Below are 25,480 nucleotides of genomic sequence, written 5' to 3' on the forward strand. Positions count from 1 at the left end.
CAGGTGCAAAAAAGTACCGGTTATATAGAAAAACAAAGGAAATTAAACGATATTATAGGGAGGCTGGGGAATTGGAAAACAAGCGAGCTTCGATAGTTTTTGTTCTATTGGGATGGGTGGGAATTCTAGATACGATTTTCGTTCTTGGATTTAATGGAGGTATCAATCTTGGAACCCTTTTGCCTGGTATCCTTGGCGCTGCCATGCTCTTGTGGAGATTTAAAGGAAACTATTTAAAGCGACATTTTCTTAAAGATCGCTTTATATGGCTTCGCCGGTTCGTTCGTTTGGGTATCTTGACTCTCCTTGCTTCGTTTCTTCTTATTGAGAGTTTGCTTCTGTATAATACCCAAGACCCGGTACCCAATCAAGTGGATTACCTAATTATTCTTGGGGCGGGGCTAAATGGAGATAAACTCTCTTGGACTCTTTGGGAACGGGTTGATAGGGGTTTGAAAATTCTGCAGGATAATCGGGATATGAGAGTTGTGGTTTCTGGCGGGAAGGGACCAGGAGAGTGGATAACAGAAGCCGAAGCTATGCAGCGCTACCTGGTTGAGCAGGGCATCGCCAAGGAACGAATTATCAAGGAAGAACGGGCGACAAGCACGATGGAAAATTTCCGTTATTCGCGGGAGCTTCTTGGGCAACAGCCAGGTTATGAACCTGCTGAGCCTGTGCTGGTCATCACGAATGATTTCCATATGTTTCGTTCGAAGATTCTGGCCAAGCGCAATGGACTGAATCCCGTAGGCGTTCCTTCAGCGACTCCTTGGTATTTAAGACCAAATGTTTACTTAAGGGAGTATTTTGCCGTTGTAAAGTCTTTGATCTTTGATCGGTAATAGGTGTCCAGTGGACAAACCTTCTGGTGATTATTACCGAACCCAATCCCATGAAACACAGCACCACCTATCCAGTCAAAACCGGATAGATGGTGCTGTAATAAAAGGATTTAAGGGAAAACCATAGCCCCTGCAATTTCCAAATCAGGAAACCAATACGACCGAACTGTTTCCTGCTTCCTGTAGATCCTAAAATGATCAATATCCAGATCTTTAAAACCATAAACCAGTATAATCTCCTGATCAGGATCGACAATCCAAAACTCACTGACCCCGGAAATCATAAAGGTATTCAGCTTATCCACCATATCTTTGGACCTGGTGCTTGGCGATAAGATCTCAACAACCAAAACCGGCGTGCCCATATACCGGCCTTTTTCATCGGTAGTCTCAGCCACATCACAAGCAACAAGCAGATCGGGCTGCATTACATCAGGGTCTGGGAAGCCTTCTTTCCGGAAATGTACATCGAAAGGGGCATAAAATACCTTACATCCTTTCCCTTTGAGATACTCCTTGAATCCGACATATAAGTTTCCCGAGATTTCTTGATGGATAATGCTTGGCGAGCTTAACAGCACAATTTCACCGTTGATGAATTCCATGCGCAAATCGCTTTTTTCGTAGATTTCCCTAAATTCCTCATAGGAAACTATCTGGCCTCTGTACTGGTACTCCAAGGCCTTCTCCTTCATGAGAAAATAGCGATCGCTGTCTGTAATGTAAGGTGTAAGCCTCACTGCTTTTTTACCGTTTTTGGTAATAACCACTTCATTATTATTGATGACATAATCCAAATATGTCCCGAGATTGCTTTTAAGCTCGGTGGCTGTAATTATATTGTCCGGTTTTTGATGTTCTTTATGGTTTATATCGTTCATAATTCCAATCACTCCGTACGATAATTATATTATATCGAACGATGATTAGCAATTCTTTTAGCACAATGGCCAGAATGGGAATCCAAGCGACTAATGGGAACACCTTATAATTCGTATCCAATTGTCTCAAGCCAATTTGCGACCTCTTCCGGTACAACAGCACCGTTTACAGCAATACCAGGTAGAATTATGGAATTGGAGCACTTTAACCCTCTGAATGCGGATTAAAATCGTACTGCAAACGGCCTGTTAATCCGAAGGATGTTCAGAGCGACGTACTAAAAATCACCTATTAAATAAAATCTGATTAAAGCTTTCCTGAATATGGACCCAAAGGTTTCGCAAAGGGAACTGCTCGGAAAAATAGGATTCAACTTTAGCCTCATAACTGCCATTGAAGACTGTCTCAATATGAAAAACAGGCCATTGCGCTAAATAACGCCGCTCCTCTTGGGAAAAGATTTTATCCGGCAGGGCCAGATGCAATATAAACATAGCAAGTATCAATAAAAACGGCAACAGACCCCAGACATTCCGGATAACAGCCCAATAGTTTTGGTTATTGATTCCCATATCAATCCTCCCCGTTAAAATCGAAAATAGATAAAGGGGTTGTAGGTTGAAGCAACCATATAGGCGGTTGATAAAATGATAATTGCACAATAGTACAAGTTTACTGCTAATCTGTAACTATAGCAGGCCATTCTCTTTAAGAATAATGGTGAAGCGGCAAGGATACAAACAACATATAAGTGAGCATAAGCTTGCAACTTCCCGATTCCTTGGTGATCCATAAGCATGTTCCCGCTCACTCCAAACATAATCCCTAAAAAACTCAGCCCATCCCATAGATTGGCAAATTCAAAAAACACCCAGCCTATAACAACCAGCAGCAATACGTATATATGGCGGAGAGCCTTTGTCCAGCGTGCCATGCTTTTCTGCAAAAACACTTTTTCTGCATAGATTAACGTTCCGAAATAAAGCCCCCATACAACAAAATTCCAGCTGGCACCATGCCAGAGCCCGGTGAGGAACCAGACGCCGAACAGGTTCCTCAGCAGTTTCCACTTGCCGGCCCGGCTCCCGCCCAAAGGTATATAGACATATTCCTTGAACCATGCACCCAGGGAGATATGCCACCGCCTCCAGAATTCCGAGATACTTTGAGAACTATAGGGATAGCGGAAGTTTTTCTTGAACCGGAAGCCAAACATTTTTCCCAAGCCGATGGCCATATCCGAATACCCGCTGAAATCGAAATAAATCTGCAAGGTAAAGGCCACAATCCCGGCCCAGGCCATGAGCACTGAAATTTCTGTCCCGGGCATGGCTTTGACTTCGGACCAGAGCAGGCCGATATTATTGGCAAGAAGCACTTTTTTCGCCAGACCGCACAGGAAACGCCTCAGCCCGGTGTAAAACTTTCTGAAAGTCATCCTCCGGTCCGCTAACTGGGATTCAATGTCTGCATAGTTGACAATCGGCCCGGCCACCAACTGGGGGAACATAGCAATATAAAGAGCAAAAAGAATCAGGCTTTTCTGCGCTTTTATGTTTCCCCGGTATACCTCAATCAGATAAGCCAGTGCCTGAAAAGTGTAAAAGGAAATTCCCAGGGGAAGGTCTGGTGTTCCCGCCTGCAAATTCCAGCCGCCCAGGGCTGCTATGGTAGTGATGATCATGCCCAAGTATTTAAAATAAGCGAGACAGCCTAAATTAAAAACCAGGCTTATGCTTAAAAGAAGCCGCCGGTTCCGTCTGCCGGCAGCATCCCTGCCTAAGAGAGTGCCCAGACAGTAATTAATCATGATAGAAACGCCCATCAATAACACATAAACAGGTTCTCCCCAGGCATAGAAAAACAGGCTGGCCGTAAGCAGGACAATATTCCTCAACTGCTTTCCTAAGCAATAATAGAGCATGACTGTGACCGGCAAAAAAGCAAAAGTAAAAAACAGGCTGCTGAAAACCATAGGTCCCTCCGCTAAAATGATTCAGAGAGTTTCTTCAGCCACAGCCGGTAAAATTCTTTCTTAAAATGAACACCATCTTCGGCAAATAAAGCAGGGTTTTCCTTGGCCAATACTCCAATGTCTGCATAATGAACGGATAATTTGCCCGCCAATTCCTGCAAAAGCTCGTTATATTTCTCTATTCCTGCATAGCGGGGTTCTCGTTGTAAGGCCTCCCGGGTTACAGGAGTTATGGATTGAAGATAGATTTCACAGCCAGGCAGCTCTTCCTTTATCTTGTTAATCAGTTTGGTTAAATCATGTCTGAATAATTCCTGAGGATCATCCACAGGCATGAGCATGTCATCTGATCCCAACATGATAAAGACCTTATCCGGTTTCTTGGCAGCCAAAGCACCAAGGTCATCATAGCTAAAACCAGCTGTGGCTCCCGCCCCAGCGATTACCCGTTCTTCCGGCAGGATTTCATGAACGGTAAAACCTCCGGTAATGGAATCTCCCATAAATACGCTGTTTTCAAACTTAAGTTTTACATCCTTTTCCGCGGTTGTATTCCCGCAGGCAGTCAGACCCACCAAAAGAATGCCGATCAGGAAACCCATCATTAATTTTTTCATCTAAACATGCCCCTTTTCTTGTTTGGATACACAGATATTACCCCAGCAAGATGCAGAACAGGTGCAGACGAGATAAAGTTCGGATATTTGTTTTTGCAAAATTAAAGCCATGAAGTAACATTCATGGCTGTTTCGCGGATAATTATTTAGGAAAAGAATACCATTTCACTTGTTTGGAACCTATAATTTATGACCAAGCCGAAGTTCCGATTGCTGTAGCTTTAATCTTGCATTCAATAAAAAGAGGATGATCCGGAGAATAATTGATATCAACGCAGATGTCTTCACGTTTTACCATAAGCTCGAAGTGACTGGCTCCGGCTTTTTCTGCTTCTCGCGCAGCCTGCTTCCGGGCTTCATTTTCAGCATAATCAACCGCTTCCTCAAATTCATCGAAATGTTGGTGTCCTTTTGAAGAATAAACCACAAACCCGCCAAAATTTGATTCCGGCCGAATCATTGACTCAACGTTTACAACAATTTTTCCAACGGCTGCTCCTACGGCATTTGCTACTTCAGCATGCTCGGGGACAAGCAATGGCGTATTTAAACGCTCAGCGACCTGGGGTAACCAGGCATGTGCCGGAGCACCAATTCCAATGATCGGCATACCCGCATGAAGCCGGCAATGAAGCAAACCATTCTCTTTAGGATGAAGGGCCTTATTTAAATAATACATAACCTGTTCATTGTTCAGAGGATTGCTGCTGTTGCCTTCATACATTTGGAGACTTTGGATTATTGTAAAACAAAGATTATCAATGATCTTTTCAGAGGCTTCCTCCAAAAAATCGTCTAAAGATTTCCCCATTTTTCGAGCTAAAAGCTCGCATCCCAGCCTTGCAGTTTTATCATTCCAAGCTGTAAACGTTCCGCGTACATGGAGGATGTCTGTAGGTGTCAGAGTGACACGGGCAATCAGCCCGAGATTTATAAGTTTCTTAAGGTAGGACTCCGTACTGAAAAGAAAGGGGTCTATTTCCATTTTCTCAGCTAAGTAGTAGAAAGAATGGGGACCCGCTTCCAGTAAGTCAAGCAATTTAAGCTCTGAAGGAGACAGCGTTTCACGGTTTTGACAAGGAAACGCTAAAAAGCAATCGACGGACTGAATTATTGAAGTGTTTTCTATTTTTGATGCATATTGAAGGAGCTCCCTTTCCAGATAAGGATATTGGGTAGCCACATAGCAAAGAGGAATGGCACGCCGGGGTCCCACGAGAAGCTTCCGGTCTTTAGTCATCTGAATCTGGCTATCCCCGCCTAGTCCATAAGTATTTATTTCTGCGGAATGGACACGAGTGAACCACCCGCCTACGACGGCCCCCTCTAGGGTTAAACGCGGAATACCTTCCTCGACAAGGGCGATATCGGTCGTTGTTCCCCCTATGTCAACGATTAAAGCATTATCCGCAGGCGTAAGATATGTGCCTCCAATAATACTTGAAGCCGGACCCGACAGAATTGTTTCGATGGGTTTCTCCCGAGCCACTTGTTCACCCATTAAACTGCCATCCCCTTTAACAATCATCACGGGAGCGTTTATCTCATATTCGGCAAGAACCTTTTTAACGGATTGAATAAGTTCTGCGATGACCGGGAGAAGCCGGGCATTTAGTACCGCGGTCACAGTACGCTCATATAGACCTAGGGTTGTGGTCAATTCATGGGCACACACAACAGGTATTTGAAGCACTTCTTGGACGAGTGCCCGAACTTGAAGTTCATGTTCGGGGTTACGTATACTAAGATATCCGGAAACCGCAACGGCTTCAACCTTACCCTCAAAGGAAAGAAGCTGCTCCCGCAATAAGTCCAGGTCCAAATCCTCCAGGGGCCATCCCTTAATATCATGTCCGCCGGGAGTCAGGATGACGTGCTCAGTCGGCAGAATTCCGTCAGGTTTGCTGCCAACCTGGATTAGTCCAACTTCACAACCGCGGCCTTCAACAATTGTATTCGTAGCAAGAGTTGTTGAAAGAGAAACCATTGACAATGTCTTCAGGGCAGCTGCGCCTAAATTAGCCAGACAGTTGCGAATTCCAATGGTTAAGTCCTCACGTGTTGTAAGAGCTTTTGATTTAGCTATAATTTCCTTTGAAGCCGGATCGATAATAACTCCATCGGTATATGTTCCGCCAGTATCTATCCCTAAAATCCACCCCAATTTAATCCCTCCAATTAAAGTTGCCCTTATGCTTTCTGACAGTACAAAAAATCTTACTGATACTTTGCCTTAAGCTCCGGGTTATAAGGGGATTTTCGCCCGGGGCATTTTTCCCGTGGACAGAGCTGGCAATTTTCAAAGGTTCCTTCCTTAGGAAAACGAATCCCGGAAATGGATTTCACCGGCAGCAAAAGAAAACTTTCTGTGAGTTCCACACCGATTTGTTCTTTAACTTGACCGAGCAATTGGAAAAGAGGTTTTTGCTCGGTGATGGGCCAATCGGGCAACGAACCGGGATTCATATTCGAAGCTGACGCTAATCCGCATTCCTGATCAAGGATGCCCTTGAAATTTTCTGAAGCCGATTCAAGAATTATTTCCTGGATTGTATCAGCACAGAAGTTTTCAAACATATCTGTAATTCCCTTTCCCCATGCTTCTAATTCCACACCACTAGTTACCACAAAGGGAAAGACCCGATGAATAGCTTCCAGGTTAACACTTAAAATCCGGCTTTTGAAGGTTATTCCATCGATAATAACCTTATGTTCATCATTTGAATCCACATAGGCATGCTTATAAATCACCTTAGGTGCAGCAATCTTTCTTGCTTCTTCTGCTAATTCCAGGACCCGATTCCGATAGGGATGACCTTCCTTTAAGCGAAGCTTTTCCATTAATTCTTCCTCTGAGAGTTCAAAAGGAAGATGAAGGATTACAGGTTCCATTTCATACAGACTCCTTTCCGCTTGGGATATTAAGTAACCCGTTAATGACAGCCTTACATTTCTTACATTATACCTTAAGTTTATCAGAGGGTAATGGTGTTTTAAGAGACACATCATCAATATCTTGCGGAACAGGATATTTAATTGCCGAATAAATGATGACCAGATTAAGGACAGCAATTCCTATAATAAAGGTCCAGGCAATAGAAGCCGGTACCGAAGGCAAGAGCCATGCTTTAAAAAAGCCATAGGAAGCAAAAACTATAAATCCCGGAGCAATATACTTAACCAGGACATTCCACCACCGGCCAACCGGAATCACCGCTCCATAATTCAAGACATTCCTTCTGACCCTATCAGCTCCCCAGGCCCAACCTACAAAGATTAAGATAAATAATCCGCCAAGGTCAATGCCATAAGTACCTATCGTCTGATCAAGCCAATCCAGTGTATTCTTGCTCAGACAGGAAGGGATGGCTGCCAAATTCCATAAGACAAAAACTGCTGAAATCACCTGCTTACGGCTGAATCCCCACTCTTCAATCAAGGGGGTGAGGATGGCTTCCAGGCAACCGATAGCCGCTCCCAGCCCCGACAAGGCTAATGCGCCGTAAAACAAAACCATATAGATTTGTCCATAGGCCATAGTCTTAAACATCTCCGGCAGAACCAAAAAGGAAAGACTGCTGCCCGAATTCAAAGGCACATTGAAAACCACAGTGGCAGGAATAATTGCCAGTCCGACCAGCCATGAGATGGCTCCATCCAATAAACCGGCCTGGGTTATTGTCGAAAAAGTATCTTCGCCTTTCTTCATATAACTGCCCATAGCGGTCATTATCCCCCAGCCAAAACAGCCCGACCAAAGTGCCTGGCCAATGGCCTGCATCCAGGTATCATATCTGAACAAATAGCTCCAATCCGGAACCAGATAATATTCCAGGCCTTTCCCGACACCTGGCAGAGTTAAGGTCTTCATTACCAGGGCCAGAATAACTAAAAATAAGACGGGTCCCATGACTTTAGCCGCCTTTTCAACTCCGTTGACAATACCAAACCAGCATACTCCGAAGGCAATGGCATTTACCAAAACGGCCCAAAAAATAACCTGGGGTGAATCAATAAACACATCGAAAAAAGCCTGGGGTGAGGCCGCCTGCCAAACTGCTCCGGAAAAACTGGTGAAGAAATAGCGGACAACCCAGGATATGATGACATTGTAATAAACGAGCACAACTACATTCAGGCATAGGATAATAATACCGCAAATCCGCCAGATCCGGCGCCGGCCAATGGCGGTGAAGGCACCAATAACTCCCCGCCGGGAAAATTTACCCATACAGATTTCACACTGATTTCCAATGTTAACCACAAATACAATAGCCAGCAGATAAACGACAACAAAGGCAGCGCCTCCGTATTCAGCGCAGAGATAGGGAAAACGCCAGATGTTTCCTAATCCCAGACTGGTCATGATTACCACCATTAGGCCGCCAATGCGGGAAGTAAATGCCTCCCGCTCATGTTTATTGTCTATGGTAATCCCCCCCTTTCATATCCTGCAGATAGTACAGAAAGTAATGAAAGCAAGTTTCGAATTATTTCCAAGCCAATAGTCCTGCCTTGACACAGAACCAAATAACCCAGCTGGTCAATACACAGACTGAAGCAATGCTTAAGATTTCTTTCCGCTTTCCAAATTTTAAATGCTCATAGGGAACGCCTTGCCATTCCTCTTGACCAACGGGGTCCCGTTTTGGTTGGTAAAGAAATAGAGCAATAGGTACTACCCATAAGACAAGAATTACGACGAGCAACCAAAACCACGCACTGCCGGACATCGAATCACCCCATTCAAAAATTTTAAGGAAGCAATACTAAACCACCAAAGAACCGCTCGATTTCTTTGGTGGTTTTTTCAATTTTAGATTGAGGTCTAGAATTCCATTAATCCCGCACGATGGGCCTTTAGATAGCTCATACAATAATCATCCCGGCCGTTCAAAGTTTCCGCAGTAATAAGGCTGGCCATCATTCGCTTATCCAAAGGATTAATAATCAGTCCATCGAGGCCCTTGGCAACAGCCATAATAGCAAAGGCCTGGTTAATAAATTTACGATTGGGCAATCCATAAGAGATGTTCGATAATCCACACATGGTATGGACCCCTTTAAATTGAGTAGAAATTGCTTCAATGGCATTGAGGAATTCAATTCCGAAATCTTTGTTAGTGGCAACGGGCTGAACTAGGGGATCAACGTAGATATTGCCGATGGGAACATTGTTTTGCACTAATCCGTTAATAAGGCGGTCTGCAATCTTAAGCCGCTGATCCGCCGTTTCAGGCATTCCCTCATCACTCATACAAAGGGCAATAACTTTAAGATCAGTTCCTGCGATAACAGGAAGCAACACATCGTAGCGAGCTTTTTCTAACGAAATGGAGTTAATCATTGCTGTGCCTTTGTGCACAGAAAGCGCGGCTTGAATCGCCGCCGGGTCCGGACTATCTAAGCAACAGGGAGCATCCGTAGCTTCTTGGACCGTTTGGACGAGCCACTGAAGGTATTCCGATTCTTTACCTACAAAAATACCGGCATTGACATCAATGAAATGTGCTCCGGCTTCGTGTTGGTCGATAGCGACTTTTTTAACAGCCTCAGCATCTTGAACGCGTATAGCTTCTCCGATAGCCTTACGGCTTGCATTAATGAGTTCTCCAACAATTAACATAATTTTCCTCCTCACAATTATGCATCCTATTAGTTTTTGCGGTAAGTTTTACGCACTAAGTAATTCCTTGCAAAGGTCCACAGCCGAGGCGGCATCCGGTGCAAATCCATCGGCACCTATTTGGTTTGCATAATCTTTAGAGATAGGAGCACCGCCAACAATGCATTTGACGTTTAATCCTTCTTCTTTCATGAGTTCGATCGTATCCTTCATTCCCGTCATGGTTGTGGTGAGCAGGGCTGACATCGCTACGATATCGGCTTTATGTTCTTTAACCGCTTGAACAAATCCTTCAGGAGCAATGTCAATTCCTAAATTTACAACCTTAAAACCGCCGCTTTCCAAGAGCATGCCCACTAAGTTCTTACCGATATCATGAAGGTCGCCTTTTACTGTCCCCAGCACAATCGTACCCATAGCAGGCAGATCAGTATCCGTCATGAGAGGTTTTACAAGGGCAATGCCTGACGCCATTGCTTTAGCAGACATTAATACTTCCGGAACAAACATGTCTCCCGCTTTAAAGCGCGGACCAACGATATTCATTCCGGCAATTAATCCTTGGTTGATAATATCCAAAGGTTCCGTGCCAGCCTTAATAAATTCTTGTACCTGTTCCTTAACTTGTGCCTCTTTTCCCGCAACAACATTTTGGGCCAGGGACTCAAAATTTGCCATGGTTTCTTCCCCCTATAAATTAGTTTAATTCTCCGCTCACATAGTTACATTTTAGTATCGACATTCGTAGTAACGTTCGCAGTAATATTTGAAAACGCTGTCTTTTTTAATTTTAGAATTCCCAAGGCAGCCGCCAGACCAACAACGGAAATAGCAATCAGGAAGGCAAACATGAAATTGTAGCCGTTATTGCCGTAAGTATCTAACCAATAACCAAATAAAGGTCCTAAAACGATGTCCGCTAAATAGCCGATGATGGAGGCTGTGCCGATGGCCAAACCGGTGTAATATCGCGGAACTTTGGACTCCTCAACAGTGGACCACATAATACCCTTCATCCCGGCACCGACAAATGCTACCAATAGCATCAGGACGATTACTACACCTAAAGAAGGTTTTGCGGGTAAATTGAGAAAGATGAATAACATGACAATAATAAAAATATAACCTATGGTTAAGACTCTGCAGGGTGATTTCCATTTGTCAGCAATGAACCCGCCGACCGGGCCGCCCAGCAGTTTTACTCCGTAGGTTCTGATAATCGCCAGTGCCCCGGAGAAAGTAACTGTAATTCCCACAACGGCAGTTAAATACGGGGTCAGATAGGTTTGCCCGACATATAAGCCATAGGTAGTCATAATAACAAGAGCGATTAACCAAACGATGGGCTGTTTTAAGACAAAGATCACGTCTTTCAGACCAACAACCGGTTTGTCTTCATTGGTTTCTACCATATATTCTTCATATAATAACCAGGTTAGAATACCCGCTAAGATACTAAAGCCCGAATAGATGAAAACAACCATTCTGAAGCCGGCTACGGGATCCATATATCGTCCGAAGATTCCCAAAGCAATAAAACTAATGACCACTGTGGACAGGCCATACCCGGCTTCAAAGAAGCCATACATTTTTCCCTGGTCATTCTTATCGCCTAAGAGCCTGACACCCTTTAATGCTGCTGCCCAATATGCAAAACAATTGGTAAAAGCAAACGCAACCCAGACGATCCAGCCTACTTTCATCGTCATATTTATACCGAACCAGGTCGTTAGGAGTCCCTGCGCTACCAAAGAAACAGAGATGGTCGTCCGGGCCGGAAACCTGTCCGCTACCCAGCCTCCGGGAATGAAGGTAAAAATACCGATTGTTACATAGACGGAGACCATGGCACCCAGCTCGAAGTTCGTACACTGCAAGGCTGTCATCATTGGATCATAAAACACATATTTTGCATACGGAAGAGTAAACATTGATGCATACCCAAAGGACAGAACAAATAAGGCCAGCCACTTTTTAAATGCGTTCATAGACATCCTCCCTAATTTTAGGCATTTGATCCTGCTTGACAAGATCCACTGTCGAGGCAGCATCCGGGGTGAACCCGTCAGCGCTGATGTCATTTGTTAAGGGTTGAAGCAAGTTTTTTAAGCATAGCAGATTCTATGCCGCTGTGCGGCACCACTGATGAGTGAAAATAGGTCTCTCGGGTCGGGCAGCTTCTCCCACATCCGTTCACTCAGCACTCCGAGGCTCACCCACTCGCCGGCGCGGGACTCCGCCAAACCTCTGGGTAATACCTGATGTGAACCCGTGGCTCCGTTTCCCCGCACCGGCTTGTGGGCTTTTATCGCCTCTCCATGCGATGAGTTCACTTCTGTGGGATAAGCTGCCTTCCTTTGAGGTCTACAGATTCTTTGAATGTTTTGGGGTTTTTTCAGAGATGAAAGTATAAGTCTGGGGGTGCATAAGGGCAGCCGACGGCTTCGCCTCATTTGAGAGTATGCGTTTAAGGCATGGCGAAGCCGGTTTTTCTCTTTTGCCTGCTGCCTGATTGTTTTGGAGACTTATTTTAAGCCATAGTCTGCTTCGGCGTTTGCTACAATTTCTTCCAGCGCTGCTTCCACTCCATTCGCTAGAGGATCGGGTTGGTACGTATTATAGAGATGCTGGGCTTCTTCATAAGCCCTCTCAGTAAAGTCCTTCGCACCTTTGTCCAGCCAGGATTGTCTCATAGAGCGATCGATTAACTTGTTTTGAGATTGTGCAGTTTTGAAATGACGGAATGTATGTTCCTGGGTTAAGAATTCACCAGCGGCACCTACCGACTGGATAATATCCACAGCCATAGTTTCATCATTCACATCAATTCCACCAACTGCTTTTTTAATCATCCGGACCATTTCGTTATCCATTAATAACTTGGCATAATCAAAAGTAATACCTAACTCAAGCATGCCGAGCCCATAGATAATATTTGCTCCGGATAAAGAGGTAAGCAAAGCACTCAGAGTTGATTCATGAGCAGCCTGCCCATCAGGAAGTTTGCTGTCTGCCTATCCGCCGGCTACCCAGCTGGGCAGCAAGTAATATTGAGCAAGTTTTGCCACAGCGCCATTGATCATTCCCAGCTCCGGAGCTCCAACAGCTGCCGTAGTGCTTTTCATATCCATGATGGTCGTCGAACTGCCATAAATGACGGGTGAACCTTTACAAGTCAATTGACTAAGGATGATTCCGCTCAGAACTTCCGCATTATGAGTAATCAGGGTTCCTGCCAAAGTTACGGGTGACGATCCGCCGGATAAGGCCATTGATAAAATGTTGCAGGTAATCCCGGCTCGTGCACTTTCAATAATGACTTCACAACATTCGGGAACTAACTGTAACGGACTTGTAGGACACACAATTGAGCTATAGATAGGGCGCTTTTTGAAGTTTTCCTTTCCAACCACTGCTTCTCCCATTTTGACCAGTGTCCGCAGGTTCTTTCCGTTGCCGCATCCCATGAAAAGGTGCTTTGAGGTATTTTTAAAGGCAACCTGGGCCTCATGAAGGGGAGCTACAAGGGGCGGAACGTCTTGTGCTGAAACCGCTCTCTCATAGACATCAATCTCACTCATGGCATCACACATACGTGCAGTGTCAGCGACGTCCTGCTTATTCGACGGCCGGTATTTTTTTGTAAAGAGGTCTATTATATTGATTCCTTCACCGAAATTCGTAAATCCGGTTCGATTACTCTCAATCACAAAATCATTCTTTGGGTTTCTGGCCGCTAATAATACGGTACTTGGCGCCGACTTAATAGCATCCTCAGCCACATAGGGCGGAATCCGAACCGTGTTGGTACTCCGTTCAACTATGGCACCGCCGGCATCAAAAATATCCTGAGCTTCTTTGCTGGTTATGCGGACTCCGGTATGCCATAAGACATCAAGGGTCGCACAATGAATGGCATAGAGTTCATCGTCTGATAACACATTGAGTCCAAATCCGCCGTACTGTCGAAATCCCGCACGCAAATTTCTCTTCACCTGTATCCCCCCTTATCAAGCTTGTTTATACACTTGTTCGATAATACGCTCAAATTCAGCGTTTACCTCTTGGCTTACGGGTTCGACTTGATGAGTTGATAACAGTTCTTTAGCAATACGTTTTGCTTTCTCTTCAACCTTCTCACCCTTTAGTTCCCATTTTTCAAAAGGCTGTCTGTCACAAAGGGGCGGGACCCATAACTCTCCTGCTCTAAGAGCATTTCGTGTATGTTTGTGTTCAAGGAAATTACTTTTGCTTCGAATAACTTCATCAACAACAGCTACGGCTAGTTTTTCTTCCGTAATCTCGTTCTTTTTAATGGTTCTTTTTATCACAGACGATAATTCATTATCCATTACCAGCATTGCGAAACACGAGGTCAGACAATTATCCAATGACCCGGCAGCTGCCAGAATATCGGTTCCAATGAGGGCCGGCATGAGAGCATTATAGAGATGCTCATACCCACTTTGTCCATCGGCAATTTTAGAAGCTCCGGAAAAACCGGTAGCTGTCGAGGGTATTCCATAATGCCTTGCCAATTGAGTTGAAGCCGCTGCAGCCAAACCCATTTCAGGCATAGCCCATAACCCGAGTCCGGACCGCATATCCATGAAGGTCACCCGTGGAGACATGATAACTGGGTGTCCCGGCCGAATCATTTGACTGGCAACCACTCCGGCCAGGATTTCCGCATTATGCATTGCGACACAGCCGACTAAGGTCATCGGCCCCGTTGAGCCCATCATGGGGCAAGGAATAACTCCTAAAGGTAACCCGGCTTCTACAATATCCACCAGGGCTTCTGCCGGATGCAATCCATATTCCAGCGGGCTGATGGAAGATACCTCGATATAGGCCAGGGGCTGCTCCTGCAGTTTTTCTTTCCCGCCTGCTGCTGTAACCAGAACCTCAATAATCGATTTCATCTCATGGCTTGACTCAGCACAAATCCTTAAAGGTTTTGTCGAATTGCGAAGCATGGTGATGGTTTCTATGGTTACGATTCCTTCCTGGGGAACATCTCTTGGGAAGACGGGAGATATAAGATCAATATTCTCTAAAGCATCAGCCAGGCGGCAAAAGTCTTCAAGGTCTTTAAGCAGGCAATCCCGTTTTTTCCCGGTATCGAGATCCATAATGGAGGGGGTTCCTACACAGGTTTGGGCATAAGCTTGGCGCGAACCCATCTCAACGACGTAACGGGGATCTCTTCCATAGATTTTGAACTGTTTTGGAACCGTCTTCAGCGCTTTCTCGATAACGTCCTGAGTAAATAGAATCCGGTCATTTTCTTCCTGGCATCCGTTGTCCAAAAGGACTTTTTTGAAGCGCTCAGAGATTGTATGAATCCCCGTGCGTTTTAACAGTTCCAGACTTGCTTCATGGACCTGAATCAGTTCTTCTTCTGAAAAATAATCCGAACGCATTTTTCTATCCCTCTTTCTCTAAACCAATTAAATCAGCAGATCAGACTTTTAGCGACTTTAACAGCGGTAATCGCATCTTCCGCGTATCCATCAGCCCCTATCTTATCTGCCCACGCTTGATTGATAGGAGCACCTCCAATGATGACCTTAATTTGATTTCTTAAGCCTTCTTCTTGGAGAATCTCAATAATTTCTTTTTGTTTGTCTACGGTCGTTGTCAATAAGGCTGAAATACCGAGTATATTGGGTTTGAGTTCTTTGACCTTCTCAATGAATATTGCTGAAGGGACATCCACTCCCAGATCAACAACCTCAAAGCCCGATGTTTTAAGCATCATGCCAACGATGTTTTTACCTATCTCATGTAAATCCCCTTGCACGGTTCCAATCAGCACTTTTCCGCTGGACTCTTGTTGGACTCCATCAAGCAGGGGTTCTAAGATCTTAATTCCCGCATCCATAGCCTTAGCCCCTAAGAGAAGATCAGGAAGGAAAAACGTCCCTGCCCCAAAATTGTCACCTACGATTTGAATTCCCCGGGTAAGTCCTTCATTAATAATTACTAAGGGCTCTAATCCCTCCCCGACAGCCTGTTGAGTCAGCTCTTGTACCAGAACATTATCTCCCTCTACGACTGCTTCAGAAATCCTGGCTAAAATTCCCGTTTCCATGGTTGAACCTCCTTACATTTATGCCCTGCGGCCTATCTTTAGATTAAGCAAGATTAATGCCAGGATCTATCTGACTATCCGAAGACACTAAGTCGAAATTGTTTGGAATCATAAGATTTTTTGTAGAAACATGTAGAAATAAAAAGAAATTCTTCTAAGTAAAAAGGCCATAATCCCTGGTTGATTTGGCCTTGTAAAAATTTTTTAACATTGTAAAAAGATAATGGATTGGCCTTCCTTTATGGTTTAAGACCTAACTTGATTATGTAAAAAATTTTTAACAACCACAACGAATACTCAATCTATTCTGACTTATTATTAGTTAACAAAGAAGGAATTTGACGTTTGATGTGGAAAATTTCTTTATCTGGGCGAAAGGAGGCGGCGTTTCTGTGAATAATTTTGATCAGCATGATCTTAAAAGTCTAATGGAAGAAAATAAGTTATTGAAAAACGCCTTAAATAGTTTAGAGGACTATATAGAAATCATCGATACGACCGGAACGATTATTATTTCTTCCACCGGATTCGAAAAAATAGATGGTTTCGACCGAAAATTCATCGTCGGCAGGGATATTCGTGAAGTATATGACTTAAATGATCAGAATTGCCAGATGTTAGCCTCCATTCGGGAAAAGGTCCCTAAGAAAAACTACTATATGAAATACTTTTCACGCAATGGAAAACATGTTCATGTCATGATGGATATTTTTCCAGTGTTTCCAGAGGGGAATTCAAATAAAGAGCCCATCGGTTCTATCGCAATATCACGAGATAATTCCAAAATTCAAGAACTCTCCAGCAAATTAATTGACCTGCAGCGGGAATTACTAACTGTGAAAAGTAAAAAGAAAAGCGGAACCCGCTATACTTTTGACGATATTTTAGGGCAAAGCAGATCCATTAACTCCCTGCGGGCAGCCGCACGTAAAATTTCATATTCGGATTCACGGGTGCTTATCCTCGGGGAAACAGGTACAGGCAAGGAAATGATAGCCCAAAGTATTCACAATCAGAGTATAAGAGCCAACGATCCCTTTGTGGCAATTAACTGCAGTGCTATACCCGAAACATTATTGGAAAGCATTTTCTTCGGTACGGCAAAAGGTTCTTATACCGGGGCAGAAGATAAATCGGGATTATTTGAAGAGGCCGGAAATGGAACTCTTTTTCTGGATGAAATCAACTCCATGAGTCTCCCCCTCCAGGCAAAAATCTTACGGGTTTTAGAAGATCAAACCTTTCGCCGAACCGGCAGTAATAAAGCAACCCCTTTCAAAGCACGAGTAATCAGTGCGATGAATCTTAGTCCTGATGAAGCCATCGAAAAAGGTCAGCTTCGAAGTGATCTCTTTTACCGCTTAGCCGCGGTAACTTTAGAATGTCCCCCACTTCGCGAACGTGAAAACGATCTGGACCTGCTGCTGATGTCATTTATCGATCAATACAACAAATTATTGGGTAAGAACATCAGAACATTATCTTTGGAAGCTTCAGATATTTTACATAACCACTCCTGGCCGGGTAATATTCGAGAATTCAGGCATACCATTGAACATGCCATGAATCTTGCCGAAGCGACTGATACTGAATTATCGGCAATGTATCTCCCTCAACACTTAAAAAAACAGAACAATAAAATGATTCCTCAAATTACCCATAATACAGATTTAAAAATGCTGCTTACTCAATATGAAAAAGAAATTGTTATCCAAAGCCTTAAAAAGAATAATGGGAATATTAATAAGGCGGCAAAGCACCTTAATGTTTCCCGCCAGAATCTTTTTTATAGAATTAAGCGTTTAAATATTAATATCTATCACCCTAATCCTGATATTACTTAAGAACCTCAAAACGAATCATAGGGATTAAATCCCCCGCCTATTAAGAAACAAAGTATTATCCCGCTAGCTTCGATACACTAACGGGATAATACTTTGTTTTGTGTATGGTGATGCACGTTGCTTTACCTGTTTTTTTCCGAGCGGGCAAAAAGAAACGTACCAACGATCAGACAAATCACCGTTAAGGCGGCGACGGCAATAAAGTTCACCGCCGGATTGAACAATACGACGCTGCTGTATTCCGGCGTTCCGGCGTAGACCACCGCCCGCGCCAGGTCAAGAGAGTATGTCATCGGCATGGCATGGCTTAAGACATAGAGAACACCGCTGGAGTTGTTGATTGGAATGATCGCCCCGGAAAGAAACATCTGGGGCATGGTGATAAGCATCATGGCAATATTGGCAGTCTTGTTGCTTTTGACAAGCCCGATAATGATCATGGCCAGCGCGCCCCCCGAAAGACACATGAGCGGCGACAGCGCGAGAATCATCAAGAGCTGCCCGGGACTTAGGGTAATTCCCATGATGAGCCCGACAATTAATGTGCCTGCCATACTGACAATCGCTCCAAAGGATGAACCGAAAATTTTGCCGATCACGATGGAATAGCGGGAGACGGGAGATACGAGCATCTCCTGGGTAAAGTCCGTGGTATGATCTTCAACCAGTGACGTCATCCCCATGGTCGTCACCATAAAGAGCATATTGACCAACATGCCGACCAGCATAAATTTGCTGTAATCAAAACCGAGCCCGCCCGCCATATTCTGGGATAAGCTGCCGCCCAGCATCCCCATCATGATCAGGGGCATGGCAAAGCTCATGATGATTGATGCGGGCGACCGGAGGGAAATGGTAATGTCCCTTAGGGCTATGGTGATAACGGCGTTGATTTCACGCCAAACTCTTGATTTTCCCTTTCCGGTTGACAATGCGATTTCACTCATGCCGCCGCGCCTCCCGTCTTGTTCAGGTATTCTACATAAGCGTCCTCCAGCGACGGCTGATTGATTTCCAGTACCGTCAGTTTAGTTTTAAGCCCGGCGATAATTTCCTGCGCCGTTCTGTCCTGATAAGGAACGATGATACGAGCCTCCTTTTTATGGAACAATCCCAGCTCCGAAAGTTCGCTCGTCAGGCCCTCCCGGTCTTCGGCATCCAGGATAAGTTCCTGGCCCAGCAGGTTTTTTTTCATTTCTTCCGGCGGGCAGCAGCTGGCAATCCGCCCCTGATTGATAATGCATACCTTGTCCACATGCTCGGCCTCGTCGATATAGTGGGTGGTCAAAAACACCGTTGTGCCGTGTTCTTTGCGGACATTATTAATGTATTCCCACAGGCTTCTGCGGCTCACAGCGTCCAGTCCCTGGGTCGGTTCGTCCAGAAACAAAACGGACGGCATGTGCATCAGGCTGCGGATAATCTCCAGCTTGCGCTGCATGCCGCCCGACATTTTTTTGACCGGCTTGAATAGGACATCCTGGATACCGACAATCTCAGCAAGCTCCATGACCCGGTTTTTATAGTCCGCGGACATAAGGCGAAAGGTCGGGCGGTAGCTGAACATCCCGTACAAGCAGGCATGAAAACGGATATTTTCTTCCGCCGAGAGCTGCAAGTCGAGGCTGGGCTGCTGGAAGATAATCCCCACCTTCTCCCGCACCTGTTTTGCCTCCTTCTCAATGTCATAACCCGCGATCGTGACCATACCGGAAGTTTTGGCCAGCGTAGTGGTCAGTATGGAGATGGTGGTGGTTTTGCCGGCTCCGTTGGGGCCGAGGAAAGCAAAAAATTCTCCTTCGTTCACTGCAAAACTCACACCCTTGACGGAGGGAGTTTGGGCTTTGTCATATTGTTTTATCAGTTCTTCCACCTGAATGATCGGCATAATAATAACCTCCTGTTTGTTTACTGCAGAATTAGTTTAACGCTGCAATTTAAACGGAGGTTAAATGGAAGTTAAACACAATGTAAACGCCAACCACTGATTGCCTTCAAGTCGTTTTCCATTTGTTTTGTGAATAGTATTTTGTACTTCATATCCCGTAATTCTTGCGAATATCTGCGAAAACTTCTGATGCAGGCCTAACATTACCTTGTATGAAATCAGCGTATCCTTTTTCTATTTCCGCATTTAATTCTTCTTTACTCATATTTGCTATACTTGGGATTTTTGCCTCCGGCAGCTTTACATCAAACGGTAAACCTCGCTGCATAACTACCTGTTTTAAAAAAATATTCACCGCATTTGATACCGGGATACCTAATTGTGCCAGAATAGCTTCGGCCTCTTCTTTAAGGCCAGGCTCAAGCCTGACATAAATATTCGTTATTTTCGCCACAGTAATCCCTCCAATAGAATTATTATAGGGTTTTGAGTCCGAGGGATGCAAAGATATGGCAGGCAAGGTATTCACTGATACATCCGTTGGTGTAACTCATGGTTTTATTACGGCTTGGGACGGGCGGGAATTTAAGCATATAGCATCAATGCCTCTGGAATGAATATTTCCAAGAATGTTTGGTTACTGGTAGACATGCAAAATAGCTTCATATACAAATTCCGCAAGTCCCGGTGTCTTTTTATCCAAATCTTCTTTATACCTCAAATACGCCTGTCCGATTTTGCGGAAAGCTTTATCGTCGCATGGAATCCAACTATTTATAAATTCTTTATAAGAAGCAACCGCTTCTTTTGCCGCTAAGCTGTCCGGGCCATCCTGCATGGCCTCGCAAAACTTTTGTATGACCTCCCCGCTAAGAGCAATAAGCTTGCCAAAATCCAAGTTCATTATATTTGCGGCGTTTTTAACACTGGATACACCGCTCGGGAATATGCCGCTTTTCACTACCGGCAGAAAAAAATTGCTTTCCATTAACGCTCGGATTTCGTTTGCATATGTTTTCTTCATTGTTTCAATTCTATTTTTATCAAAATCTCTTAGCATTGAAATATCAAAATCGTCATTCAATATTCGGTCAACTGACAGTATCATTTTTTGTAATCCAGATTGTTTTTCCAAGAGAATTTGTTTATGCTGCCGCATGATCTCTTTTTCCATTTCCTTTGGATTTTCAAGCAGCAACCGAATGTCGTCAAGGGGAATGCCAAGCTCTTTATAAAATAAAATGCTCCACAATCGGCGCAAGCTCTCGTCGTCATATTGGCGGTAGCCCGATTTTTTTACCGCGCTGGGCGGCAATAAGCCGATTTCATCATAATATTGCAAGGTGCGGCGGCTTACGCCGGAGAGTTTGCTCACTTCATTTACACTTTTCAAGTTTCATCCCTTCTTTTTATCTTTTCAATAGGTCGATAAACTATTTTTAAATATTTTTCAAAAAATCCTTTACTCGAACGTAGCGTTATAGTTTATGCTTTTATTGTAAACGAAATGCGGCGCTTTATAAAATGAAAAACGATGGACACGAACGCTGCACATAATGAGGAGGATTTATTTATGATGAGTAAGAATGAAAAAGCTCCAGAACTGGAGCCGATTCCAAAGAGCATCATGAACATTGCTTGGATTTTAGTGCTTGGAGCAGTTATGCCACTACTTGATTCCACAATGGTTAACATTGCCATCAAGCACTTGAGTCATGATTTCAATATCGGACTTGACTTAATTCAATGGGTCATTACAGGTTATGTGTTAGCCATGGCAATTTCAGTGCCCCTTGCTGGTTGGATGGTTCAACGTTTCAACGGCAAATGGTTAATGATTGGCGCCAATATATTATTCTTAGCTGCTTCGATTGCTTCGGGATTTAGTTGGAGTATCAATTCATTGATTATTTTCCGGATTGTTCAAGGTTTCAGTGCCGGCTTTATTATGACATTGGTGACTACTTTGTGTGTTGAAGTCGCCGGAAGAGAGCGAATGGGACGTCTGATGTCGACCATTGGTATTCCAACAATCTTAGGTCCAATCCTTGGTCCGGTTATTGGGGCTGTGATTGTCCAATTCTTATCATGGCGTTACATTTTCTTTGTCAACATTCCAATTGGTATTCTTGCCATCGCTTTGATGATTTTGAAGCTGCCTAACTTCACGCCAGCTAACATTAAAGCCAAATTCGACTTCATTGGTATCATTTTATTAGGTGCCAGTTCAGCCGCCTTGATTTATGGGATTACTAAAGCAGCGAAAAATGCTACATTTAACAACAGCACAACTATTGGTTATATTGTTGCCGGGGTCGCAATTTTGGCCATCTACATGATTTACGCAGCTATCAAAAAGGAACAAGCAATTCTTCCATTACACTTGTTTAAGTCGAAAAATTTCAGCGCCGTCATGATTGGCTTGTTCCTTGCAGGGATAGCCACCAACGGTCCAATGTTGTTATTACCTTTGTTTTTCCAAAACATTAAGGGCTTCTCAGTTTTGAGCGCTGGATTGATCTTGATTCCACAAGGTATCGGTATGTTAGTTGCCCGTCCATTGATTGGTAGGCTAACTGATAAATTGGGTGCGCGTAATGTTGTCTTAGTAAGTTTGACATTAGCCATCGTTGGCACGATTCCATTTGTCTTCTTCAATGAGGCATCTTCACTCATTGTTGTGAGTGTTGCCTTGTTTGTTCGCGGTATAGGTATCGGTGGTGTCACCATTCCAATGATGACTGATGCATACACTGGTATGGTCAAACAAGAAATTGCGCAAGCCAGTGTCGGGACTCGTCTCATGCAAAATGTTGGTGGTGCGTTTGGTTCAGCAGTGCTTGCAACGGTTGTTAGCCTTTCAATCCAAGGTAAAGTACCAACGATTCCCCTCATGACCACTGCTTACCACGATGGTTTCATGTTAGCTTTAGTCCTTAGCTTAGTATTGCTCATTCCAGCTTTGTTCTTAACTAACAAGAAATCTAAGAAATAATATATTCAAATAAAATGTTTGCCTACCAAAGCTAAAGTAATAGTCCTGTTCGGCTCATACCCTCAAGCAACCCCGAAATGCCCTGCTGCTATAGAACGAGGGGGCACTGTTATGATAGACGAATACATGGCCGTAACGACGGTCAGCAAAGATGGCTCCGCCGAGTTTTTAATCGCCTCATTTGAGCTGCTGGTGATTCCCTAAAAAGATCTTTAAGCGTTCTCAAAAATAATACCGTATCGCGGCAAGGTAACCGTAAAGGTTGTGCCTTTACCGATCTCGCTTTGCGGGGTAATATGACCGTCATGCAATTCCACGATTTTCTTGGCCAAGGAAAGTCCGAGCCCGTTGCCGCCAAGAGCCCTGTCGCGGGATTTATCCACTTTATAAAAGCGCTCAAATATATGGATCTGATCTTCCGGCGCGATGCCGATACCGGTATCGGTGATCCGGCAGCACACATTGGTTTGATCTGATTTTAAACTAACACGGATCACGCCACCCTCCGGCGTGAATTTTACGGCATTATGGAGCAGATTCACCCAAACCTGGGACAGCAGCCCCTCATCCCCTTGGATCGTTAGTTTTTCTAAGTCCGCCTCCATTGCGATATGCTTGGTGCCCCATTGCGGTTCCAGCATCAGGGCAACTTCTTCCAGCTGTTTGTCGAGCCTGTATTCTTTGCAGGCTAACGGCTCGCCGCCGGTCTCCAACGCCGACAGCTTCAGCAGATTGTCGCTTAAAGCGGACAGCCGTTTGCTTTCGGTTTCAATAATGCCGAGATAATGATTCCTCCGGTCGGCTGTCAGAGCATCGTTTTTTAATAATGCGGCAAATCCGCTGATGGAAGTCAGGGGCGACTGGATCTCGTGGGATACATTGGATATAAAATCCTGCCGCAGCTGTTCCATCGAGCCAAGTTCTTGGGCGATTTTATTGATTCCCTTTGCAAAATCATCATGAAAAAAATCATCCTGCGTATCAATAAAGACATCGAAATCCCCTTTCGCAATTCGGGTCATGGCGTTCAGCAATTGACTGTGCATGCTTTGATGATGCCGGATACCTCTTGGATACCTGCTTGCGATTAATCTGGAGATCATGGCAGCACATAGGATTAAAAGCATCCCCATAAGGCTGGAAAAAATATGCGCCCAGAATTCCGGGGGAGTACCGGTCCGCCGGTAAATTACAGACATAATACCGTACCCTGCGGCAAAAAAGCAGCCAAAAGCAAGGATCGCCGCGAACAATACAATCACGGTATGAGGCCGTTCGCCCGGTTTCACCCAATCACCTCCAGCCTGTAACCAAGTCCGCGGACGGTTGTAATTTTAAAACCGGCCTGTTCCTCCGGAAAACGGTCGCGCAGCCTGTTCACATGGACGTCCAGCGTCCGTTCGTTTCCCTCAAAGCCAACACCCCATATATCCTCAATCAACTGGTTGCGCGAAAAAGTTTTGCCGGGAAAACCCGCCAGCTTAAAGAGCAGTTCAAATTCCTTCATCGGAATATCCTCGCGCCCGCCGCACAGCGTGATGCTGTAGCTGTTCCTGTCGATCAGGACATTGCCGATCTGAATCACCTGGGAAGCCTCAATTTTATAACGCCGCAGCAGCGCCTGGATACGGACGATCAGCTCGTCGCCTTCAAAAGGCTTGGTCAGATAATCGTCAGCGCCAAGTCCGAAGCCTCTCACCTTGCTCTTAAGTTCCCCTTTAGCCGTCAGCATTAAGACCGGCAGGTTTTCGTAATAACGCCGCAAATGACGACAGAGCTCAAAGCCGTCCATATTCGGCATCATAATGTCGATGATCACCAGATCAGGATGATCGTCTGTCATTTTTTGCAGCGCGTCGCGCCCGTCTGCCGCTTCGCAGGCTTCAAAGCCGTTGTTTTGAAGCAGGGCGAGCACAAGCTCACGGATGTTCGGGTCGTCGTCCACAATCATAATTTTACTCATTTTTCATCACCTATGCTAAATTGTACTATGCCAATGTAAACGGAGATTAAACAATTTACGTTTCAACATACATTATAATAGGTCACCGTGGTCACACTGATTACGCCGACTACGATGACCTATCATTATAAACTTGAAAGTGAGGATTATGACGGAGTCTAGAGATGGTGTCAATAAAATGTCATTAGCAATACCACATTTCAATATGAAACCGGAAAAGGGCTCAACTATCTATTTAGGATTAGCTGTAGCCACAGGTACCGCTAAATAATAGCTGCTTCCTTAAAATTCAATACTGTATTAGAAATGAAGGAATATACCGTTTATTTCATAGCGGTAAACATCCAATTAATACCGAACTTATCCCGCAAAGAGCCGTGCAAAGTTGCGAAAAATGATGGGGCAAGCTCCATATAGATTTCACCGTCCTGCTTAAGCACGTCCCACGCCTTTTGAACGAAAGCCGCATCCTTTGTCGTGATCGAAATATACATGTTATTGCCGCTCGTGCTTCTCTCTGAGCTGTCAGCACACATGATCTCCATACCATCCAGTTGCAGCCGTGCATGTAAAACGAGATCTTTGTCGCTGTCGGGAATGGTGAAGGCTGGATTCGGCGGCATTTCGCCGTACTTTTGAATTTCAATGGTTTTGGTGTCAAAAGCTTTTTCATAGGTCTTGATTGCTTCCACACAGTTTCTGTTGAACATCAAATAATGACCTAGCATATGAGATCCTCCTGTTTTTA

24 protein-coding genes and 3 pseudogenes are annotated in these 25,480 nt (G+C 44.5%); 3 read left to right on the forward strand and 24 right to left on the reverse strand.

Annotated features, from left to right (window positions below; all coding sequences use genetic code 11):
- Positions 1 to 71: 71 nt before the first annotated feature.
- Positions 72 to 845, forward strand: a complete 774-nt coding sequence (locus DESYODRAFT_RS17265) for a YdcF family protein (RefSeq protein ID WP_007785045.1) — start codon at positions 72 to 74, stop codon at positions 843 to 845.
- Between the two features lie 110 nt (positions 846 to 955).
- On the opposite strand, the gene DESYODRAFT_RS17270 is transcribed toward DESYODRAFT_RS17265, so the two are convergent.
- From DESYODRAFT_RS17270 to DESYODRAFT_RS17340, 15 genes and pseudogenes are all read right to left on the reverse strand, one after another.
- Positions 956 to 1,726: a type II toxin-antitoxin system Phd/YefM family antitoxin gene (locus tag DESYODRAFT_RS17270; RefSeq protein WP_007785047.1), complete on the reverse strand. Its 771-nt coding sequence runs from the start codon at positions 1,724 to 1,726 to the stop codon at positions 956 to 958.
- A 285-nt stretch (positions 1,727 to 2,011) separates the two neighbouring features.
- The gene (locus DESYODRAFT_RS17275) at positions 2,012 to 2,299 is read right to left on the reverse strand and encodes a hypothetical protein (protein WP_007785048.1); all 288 of its coding nucleotides are present in this window, start codon (positions 2,297 to 2,299) and stop codon (positions 2,012 to 2,014) included.
- A 14-nt stretch (positions 2,300 to 2,313) separates the two neighbouring features.
- Positions 2,314 to 3,702, reverse strand: coding sequence for an MBOAT family O-acyltransferase (locus DESYODRAFT_RS17280; protein ID WP_007785050.1), 1,389 nt, complete (start codon positions 3,700 to 3,702; stop codon positions 2,314 to 2,316).
- An 11-nt stretch (positions 3,703 to 3,713) separates the two neighbouring features.
- The gene (locus DESYODRAFT_RS17285) at positions 3,714 to 4,319 is read right to left on the reverse strand and encodes an SGNH/GDSL hydrolase family protein (protein ID WP_007785051.1); all 606 of its coding nucleotides are present in this window, start codon (positions 4,317 to 4,319) and stop codon (positions 3,714 to 3,716) included.
- Between the two features lie 187 nt (positions 4,320 to 4,506).
- The gene (locus tag DESYODRAFT_RS17290; protein WP_007785053.1) at positions 4,507 to 6,483 is read right to left on the reverse strand and encodes a hydantoinase/oxoprolinase N-terminal domain-containing protein; all 1,977 of its coding nucleotides are present in this window, start codon (positions 6,481 to 6,483) and stop codon (positions 4,507 to 4,509) included.
- Between the two features lie 53 nt (positions 6,484 to 6,536).
- Positions 6,537 to 7,211 carry a vitamin B12 dependent-methionine synthase activation domain-containing protein gene (locus DESYODRAFT_RS17295; RefSeq protein WP_007785054.1) on the reverse strand — a complete coding sequence of 225 codons (675 nt, stop codon included), beginning with the start codon at positions 7,209 to 7,211 and terminating at the stop codon, positions 6,537 to 6,539.
- Positions 7,212 to 7,278: 67 nt separating this feature from the next.
- A complete protein-coding gene (locus tag DESYODRAFT_RS17300) occupies positions 7,279 to 8,754 on the reverse strand; it encodes a sodium-dependent transporter (RefSeq protein ID WP_345788224.1) in 1,476 nt (491 codons plus the stop codon).
- 55 nt (positions 8,755 to 8,809) lie between these two features.
- Positions 8,810 to 9,052, reverse strand: coding sequence for a hypothetical protein (locus DESYODRAFT_RS17305; protein WP_042338757.1), 243 nt, complete (start codon positions 9,050 to 9,052; stop codon positions 8,810 to 8,812).
- A gap of 95 nt (positions 9,053 to 9,147) precedes the next feature.
- Positions 9,148 to 9,945 (reverse strand): methyltetrahydrofolate cobalamin methyltransferase, encoded by a 798-nt coding sequence (locus tag DESYODRAFT_RS17310; protein ID WP_007785057.1) that lies wholly within the window; start codon positions 9,943 to 9,945, stop codon positions 9,148 to 9,150.
- 48 nt (positions 9,946 to 9,993) lie between these two features.
- Positions 9,994 to 10,623, reverse strand: coding sequence for a corrinoid protein (locus DESYODRAFT_RS17315; RefSeq protein WP_007785059.1), 630 nt, complete (start codon positions 10,621 to 10,623; stop codon positions 9,994 to 9,996).
- A gap of 44 nt (positions 10,624 to 10,667) precedes the next feature.
- Entirely contained in the window at positions 10,668 to 11,933 is a 1,266-nt protein-coding gene (locus tag DESYODRAFT_RS17320) for an MFS transporter (RefSeq protein ID WP_007785060.1), read from the reverse strand.
- Between the two features lie 117 nt (positions 11,934 to 12,050).
- On the reverse strand, positions 12,051 to 12,278 hold the full coding sequence (locus DESYODRAFT_RS27460) for a hypothetical protein (protein WP_083842182.1): 228 nt from the start codon (positions 12,276 to 12,278) through the stop codon (positions 12,051 to 12,053).
- 192 nt (positions 12,279 to 12,470) lie between these two features.
- Positions 12,471 to 13,940: pseudogene (gene mttB / locus DESYODRAFT_RS29290) on the reverse strand ([trimethylamine--corrinoid protein] Co-methyltransferase).
- Positions 13,941 to 13,955: 15 nt separating this feature from the next.
- Positions 13,956 to 15,371, reverse strand: a complete 1,416-nt coding sequence (locus tag DESYODRAFT_RS17335) for a trimethylamine methyltransferase family protein (protein WP_007785061.1) — start codon at positions 15,369 to 15,371, stop codon at positions 13,956 to 13,958.
- A 32-nt stretch (positions 15,372 to 15,403) separates the two neighbouring features.
- The gene (locus tag DESYODRAFT_RS17340) at positions 15,404 to 16,042 is read right to left on the reverse strand and encodes a corrinoid protein (RefSeq protein ID WP_007785062.1); all 639 of its coding nucleotides are present in this window, start codon (positions 16,040 to 16,042) and stop codon (positions 15,404 to 15,406) included.
- Between the two features lie 392 nt (positions 16,043 to 16,434).
- Between DESYODRAFT_RS17340 and DESYODRAFT_RS17345 the strand changes: the two genes are divergently transcribed.
- Entirely contained in the window at positions 16,435 to 17,886 is a 1,452-nt protein-coding gene (locus tag DESYODRAFT_RS17345; RefSeq protein ID WP_007785064.1) for a sigma-54 interaction domain-containing protein, read from the forward strand.
- Positions 17,887 to 18,008: 122 nt separating this feature from the next.
- Here DESYODRAFT_RS17345 and DESYODRAFT_RS17350 read toward each other — a convergent pair whose 3' ends face one another.
- From DESYODRAFT_RS17350 to DESYODRAFT_RS17365, 5 genes and pseudogenes are all read right to left on the reverse strand, one after another.
- Positions 18,009 to 18,833, reverse strand: a complete 825-nt coding sequence (locus DESYODRAFT_RS17350) for an ABC transporter permease (protein WP_007785066.1) — start codon at positions 18,831 to 18,833, stop codon at positions 18,009 to 18,011.
- Positions 18,830 to 19,774 carry an ATP-binding cassette domain-containing protein gene (locus DESYODRAFT_RS17355; RefSeq protein WP_007785068.1) on the reverse strand — a complete coding sequence of 315 codons (945 nt, stop codon included), beginning with the start codon at positions 19,772 to 19,774 and terminating at the stop codon, positions 18,830 to 18,832. The genes DESYODRAFT_RS17350 and DESYODRAFT_RS17355 overlap by 4 nt, the downstream gene beginning before the upstream one ends.
- Before the next feature lie 148 nt (positions 19,775 to 19,922).
- The gene (locus tag DESYODRAFT_RS17360) at positions 19,923 to 20,228 is read right to left on the reverse strand and encodes a type II toxin-antitoxin system RelB/DinJ family antitoxin (protein ID WP_007785070.1); all 306 of its coding nucleotides are present in this window, start codon (positions 20,226 to 20,228) and stop codon (positions 19,923 to 19,925) included.
- 28 nt (positions 20,229 to 20,256) lie between these two features.
- Positions 20,257 to 20,370: pseudogene (locus DESYODRAFT_RS29295) on the reverse strand (CtkA family protein); the annotation flags it as partial.
- Positions 20,371 to 20,411: 41 nt separating this feature from the next.
- Entirely contained in the window at positions 20,412 to 21,167 is a 756-nt protein-coding gene (locus DESYODRAFT_RS17365) for a MerR family transcriptional regulator (protein WP_007785071.1), read from the reverse strand.
- Between the two features lie 180 nt (positions 21,168 to 21,347).
- On the opposite strand from DESYODRAFT_RS17365, the gene DESYODRAFT_RS17370 reads away from it, so the two are divergent.
- Positions 21,348 to 22,769: an MDR family MFS transporter gene (locus DESYODRAFT_RS17370; protein ID WP_007785073.1), complete on the forward strand. Its 1,422-nt coding sequence runs from the start codon at positions 21,348 to 21,350 to the stop codon at positions 22,767 to 22,769.
- 54 nt (positions 22,770 to 22,823) lie between these two features.
- On the opposite strand, the pseudogene DESYODRAFT_RS27465 reads toward DESYODRAFT_RS17370, so the two are convergent.
- The 4 genes and pseudogenes from DESYODRAFT_RS27465 to DESYODRAFT_RS17385 form a co-directional block, all read right to left on the reverse strand.
- Positions 22,824 to 22,937: pseudogene (locus DESYODRAFT_RS27465) on the reverse strand (DUF4256 domain-containing protein); the annotation flags it as partial.
- Positions 22,938 to 22,981: 44 nt separating this feature from the next.
- Positions 22,982 to 24,058 (reverse strand): sensor histidine kinase, encoded by a 1,077-nt coding sequence (locus DESYODRAFT_RS17375; RefSeq protein ID WP_007785075.1) that lies wholly within the window; start codon positions 24,056 to 24,058, stop codon positions 22,982 to 22,984.
- Positions 24,055 to 24,732, reverse strand: a complete 678-nt coding sequence (locus DESYODRAFT_RS17380) for a response regulator transcription factor (RefSeq protein WP_007785076.1) — start codon at positions 24,730 to 24,732, stop codon at positions 24,055 to 24,057. The genes DESYODRAFT_RS17375 and DESYODRAFT_RS17380 overlap by 4 nt, the downstream gene beginning before the upstream one ends.
- A gap of 323 nt (positions 24,733 to 25,055) precedes the next feature.
- Positions 25,056 to 25,460: a VOC family protein gene (locus DESYODRAFT_RS17385; protein WP_007785078.1), complete on the reverse strand. Its 405-nt coding sequence runs from the start codon at positions 25,458 to 25,460 to the stop codon at positions 25,056 to 25,058.
- Positions 25,461 to 25,480: the final 20 nt, after the last annotated feature.

Source organism: Desulfosporosinus youngiae DSM 17734 (assembly GCF_000244895.1).
GTDB lineage: Bacteria > Bacillota > Desulfitobacteriia > Desulfitobacteriales > Desulfitobacteriaceae > Desulfosporosinus > Desulfosporosinus youngiae.

What these genes read in the sequence shown, in the direction of transcription:
- DESYODRAFT_RS17270 (WP_007785047.1), bottom strand. Translation starts at nt 1,726, where the DNA reads ATGAACGATATAAACCATAAAGAACATCAAAAACCGGACAATATAATT.
- DESYODRAFT_RS17275 (WP_007785048.1), bottom strand. Translation starts at nt 2,299, where the DNA reads ATGGGAATCAATAACCAAAACTATTGGGCTGTTATCCGGAATGTCTGG.
- DESYODRAFT_RS17280 (WP_007785050.1), bottom strand. Translation starts at nt 3,702, where the DNA reads ATGGTTTTCAGCAGCCTGTTTTTTACTTTTGCTTTTTTGCCGGTCACA.
- DESYODRAFT_RS17285 (WP_007785051.1), bottom strand. Translation starts at nt 4,319, where the DNA reads ATGAAAAAATTAATGATGGGTTTCCTGATCGGCATTCTTTTGGTGGGT.
- DESYODRAFT_RS17295 (WP_007785054.1), bottom strand. Translation starts at nt 7,211, where the DNA reads ATGGAACCTGTAATCCTTCATCTTCCTTTTGAACTCTCAGAGGAAGAA.
- DESYODRAFT_RS17305 (WP_042338757.1), bottom strand. Translation starts at nt 9,052, where the DNA reads ATGTCCGGCAGTGCGTGGTTTTGGTTGCTCGTCGTAATTCTTGTCTTA.
- DESYODRAFT_RS17310 (WP_007785057.1), bottom strand. Translation starts at nt 9,945, where the DNA reads ATGTTAATTGTTGGAGAACTCATTAATGCAAGCCGTAAGGCTATCGGA.
- DESYODRAFT_RS17315 (WP_007785059.1), bottom strand. Translation starts at nt 10,623, where the DNA reads ATGGCAAATTTTGAGTCCCTGGCCCAAAATGTTGTTGCGGGAAAAGAG.
- DESYODRAFT_RS17320 (WP_007785060.1), bottom strand. Translation starts at nt 11,933, where the DNA reads ATGAACGCATTTAAAAAGTGGCTGGCCTTATTTGTTCTGTCCTTTGGG.
- DESYODRAFT_RS17335 (WP_007785061.1), bottom strand. Translation starts at nt 15,371, where the DNA reads ATGCGTTCGGATTATTTTTCAGAAGAAGAACTGATTCAGGTCCATGAA.
- DESYODRAFT_RS17340 (WP_007785062.1), bottom strand. Translation starts at nt 16,042, where the DNA reads ATGGAAACGGGAATTTTAGCCAGGATTTCTGAAGCAGTCGTAGAGGGA.
- DESYODRAFT_RS17350 (WP_007785066.1), bottom strand. Translation starts at nt 18,833, where the DNA reads ATGAGTGAAATCGCATTGTCAACCGGAAAGGGAAAATCAAGAGTTTGG.
- DESYODRAFT_RS17355 (WP_007785068.1), bottom strand. Translation starts at nt 19,774, where the DNA reads ATGCCGATCATTCAGGTGGAAGAACTGATAAAACAATATGACAAAGCC.
- DESYODRAFT_RS17370 (WP_007785073.1), top strand. Translation starts at nt 21,348, where the DNA reads ATGATGAGTAAGAATGAAAAAGCTCCAGAACTGGAGCCGATTCCAAAG.
- DESYODRAFT_RS17380 (WP_007785076.1), bottom strand. Translation starts at nt 24,732, where the DNA reads ATGAGTAAAATTATGATTGTGGACGACGACCCGAACATCCGTGAGCTT.
- DESYODRAFT_RS17385 (WP_007785078.1), bottom strand. Translation starts at nt 25,460, where the DNA reads ATGCTAGGTCATTATTTGATGTTCAACAGAAACTGTGTGGAAGCAATC.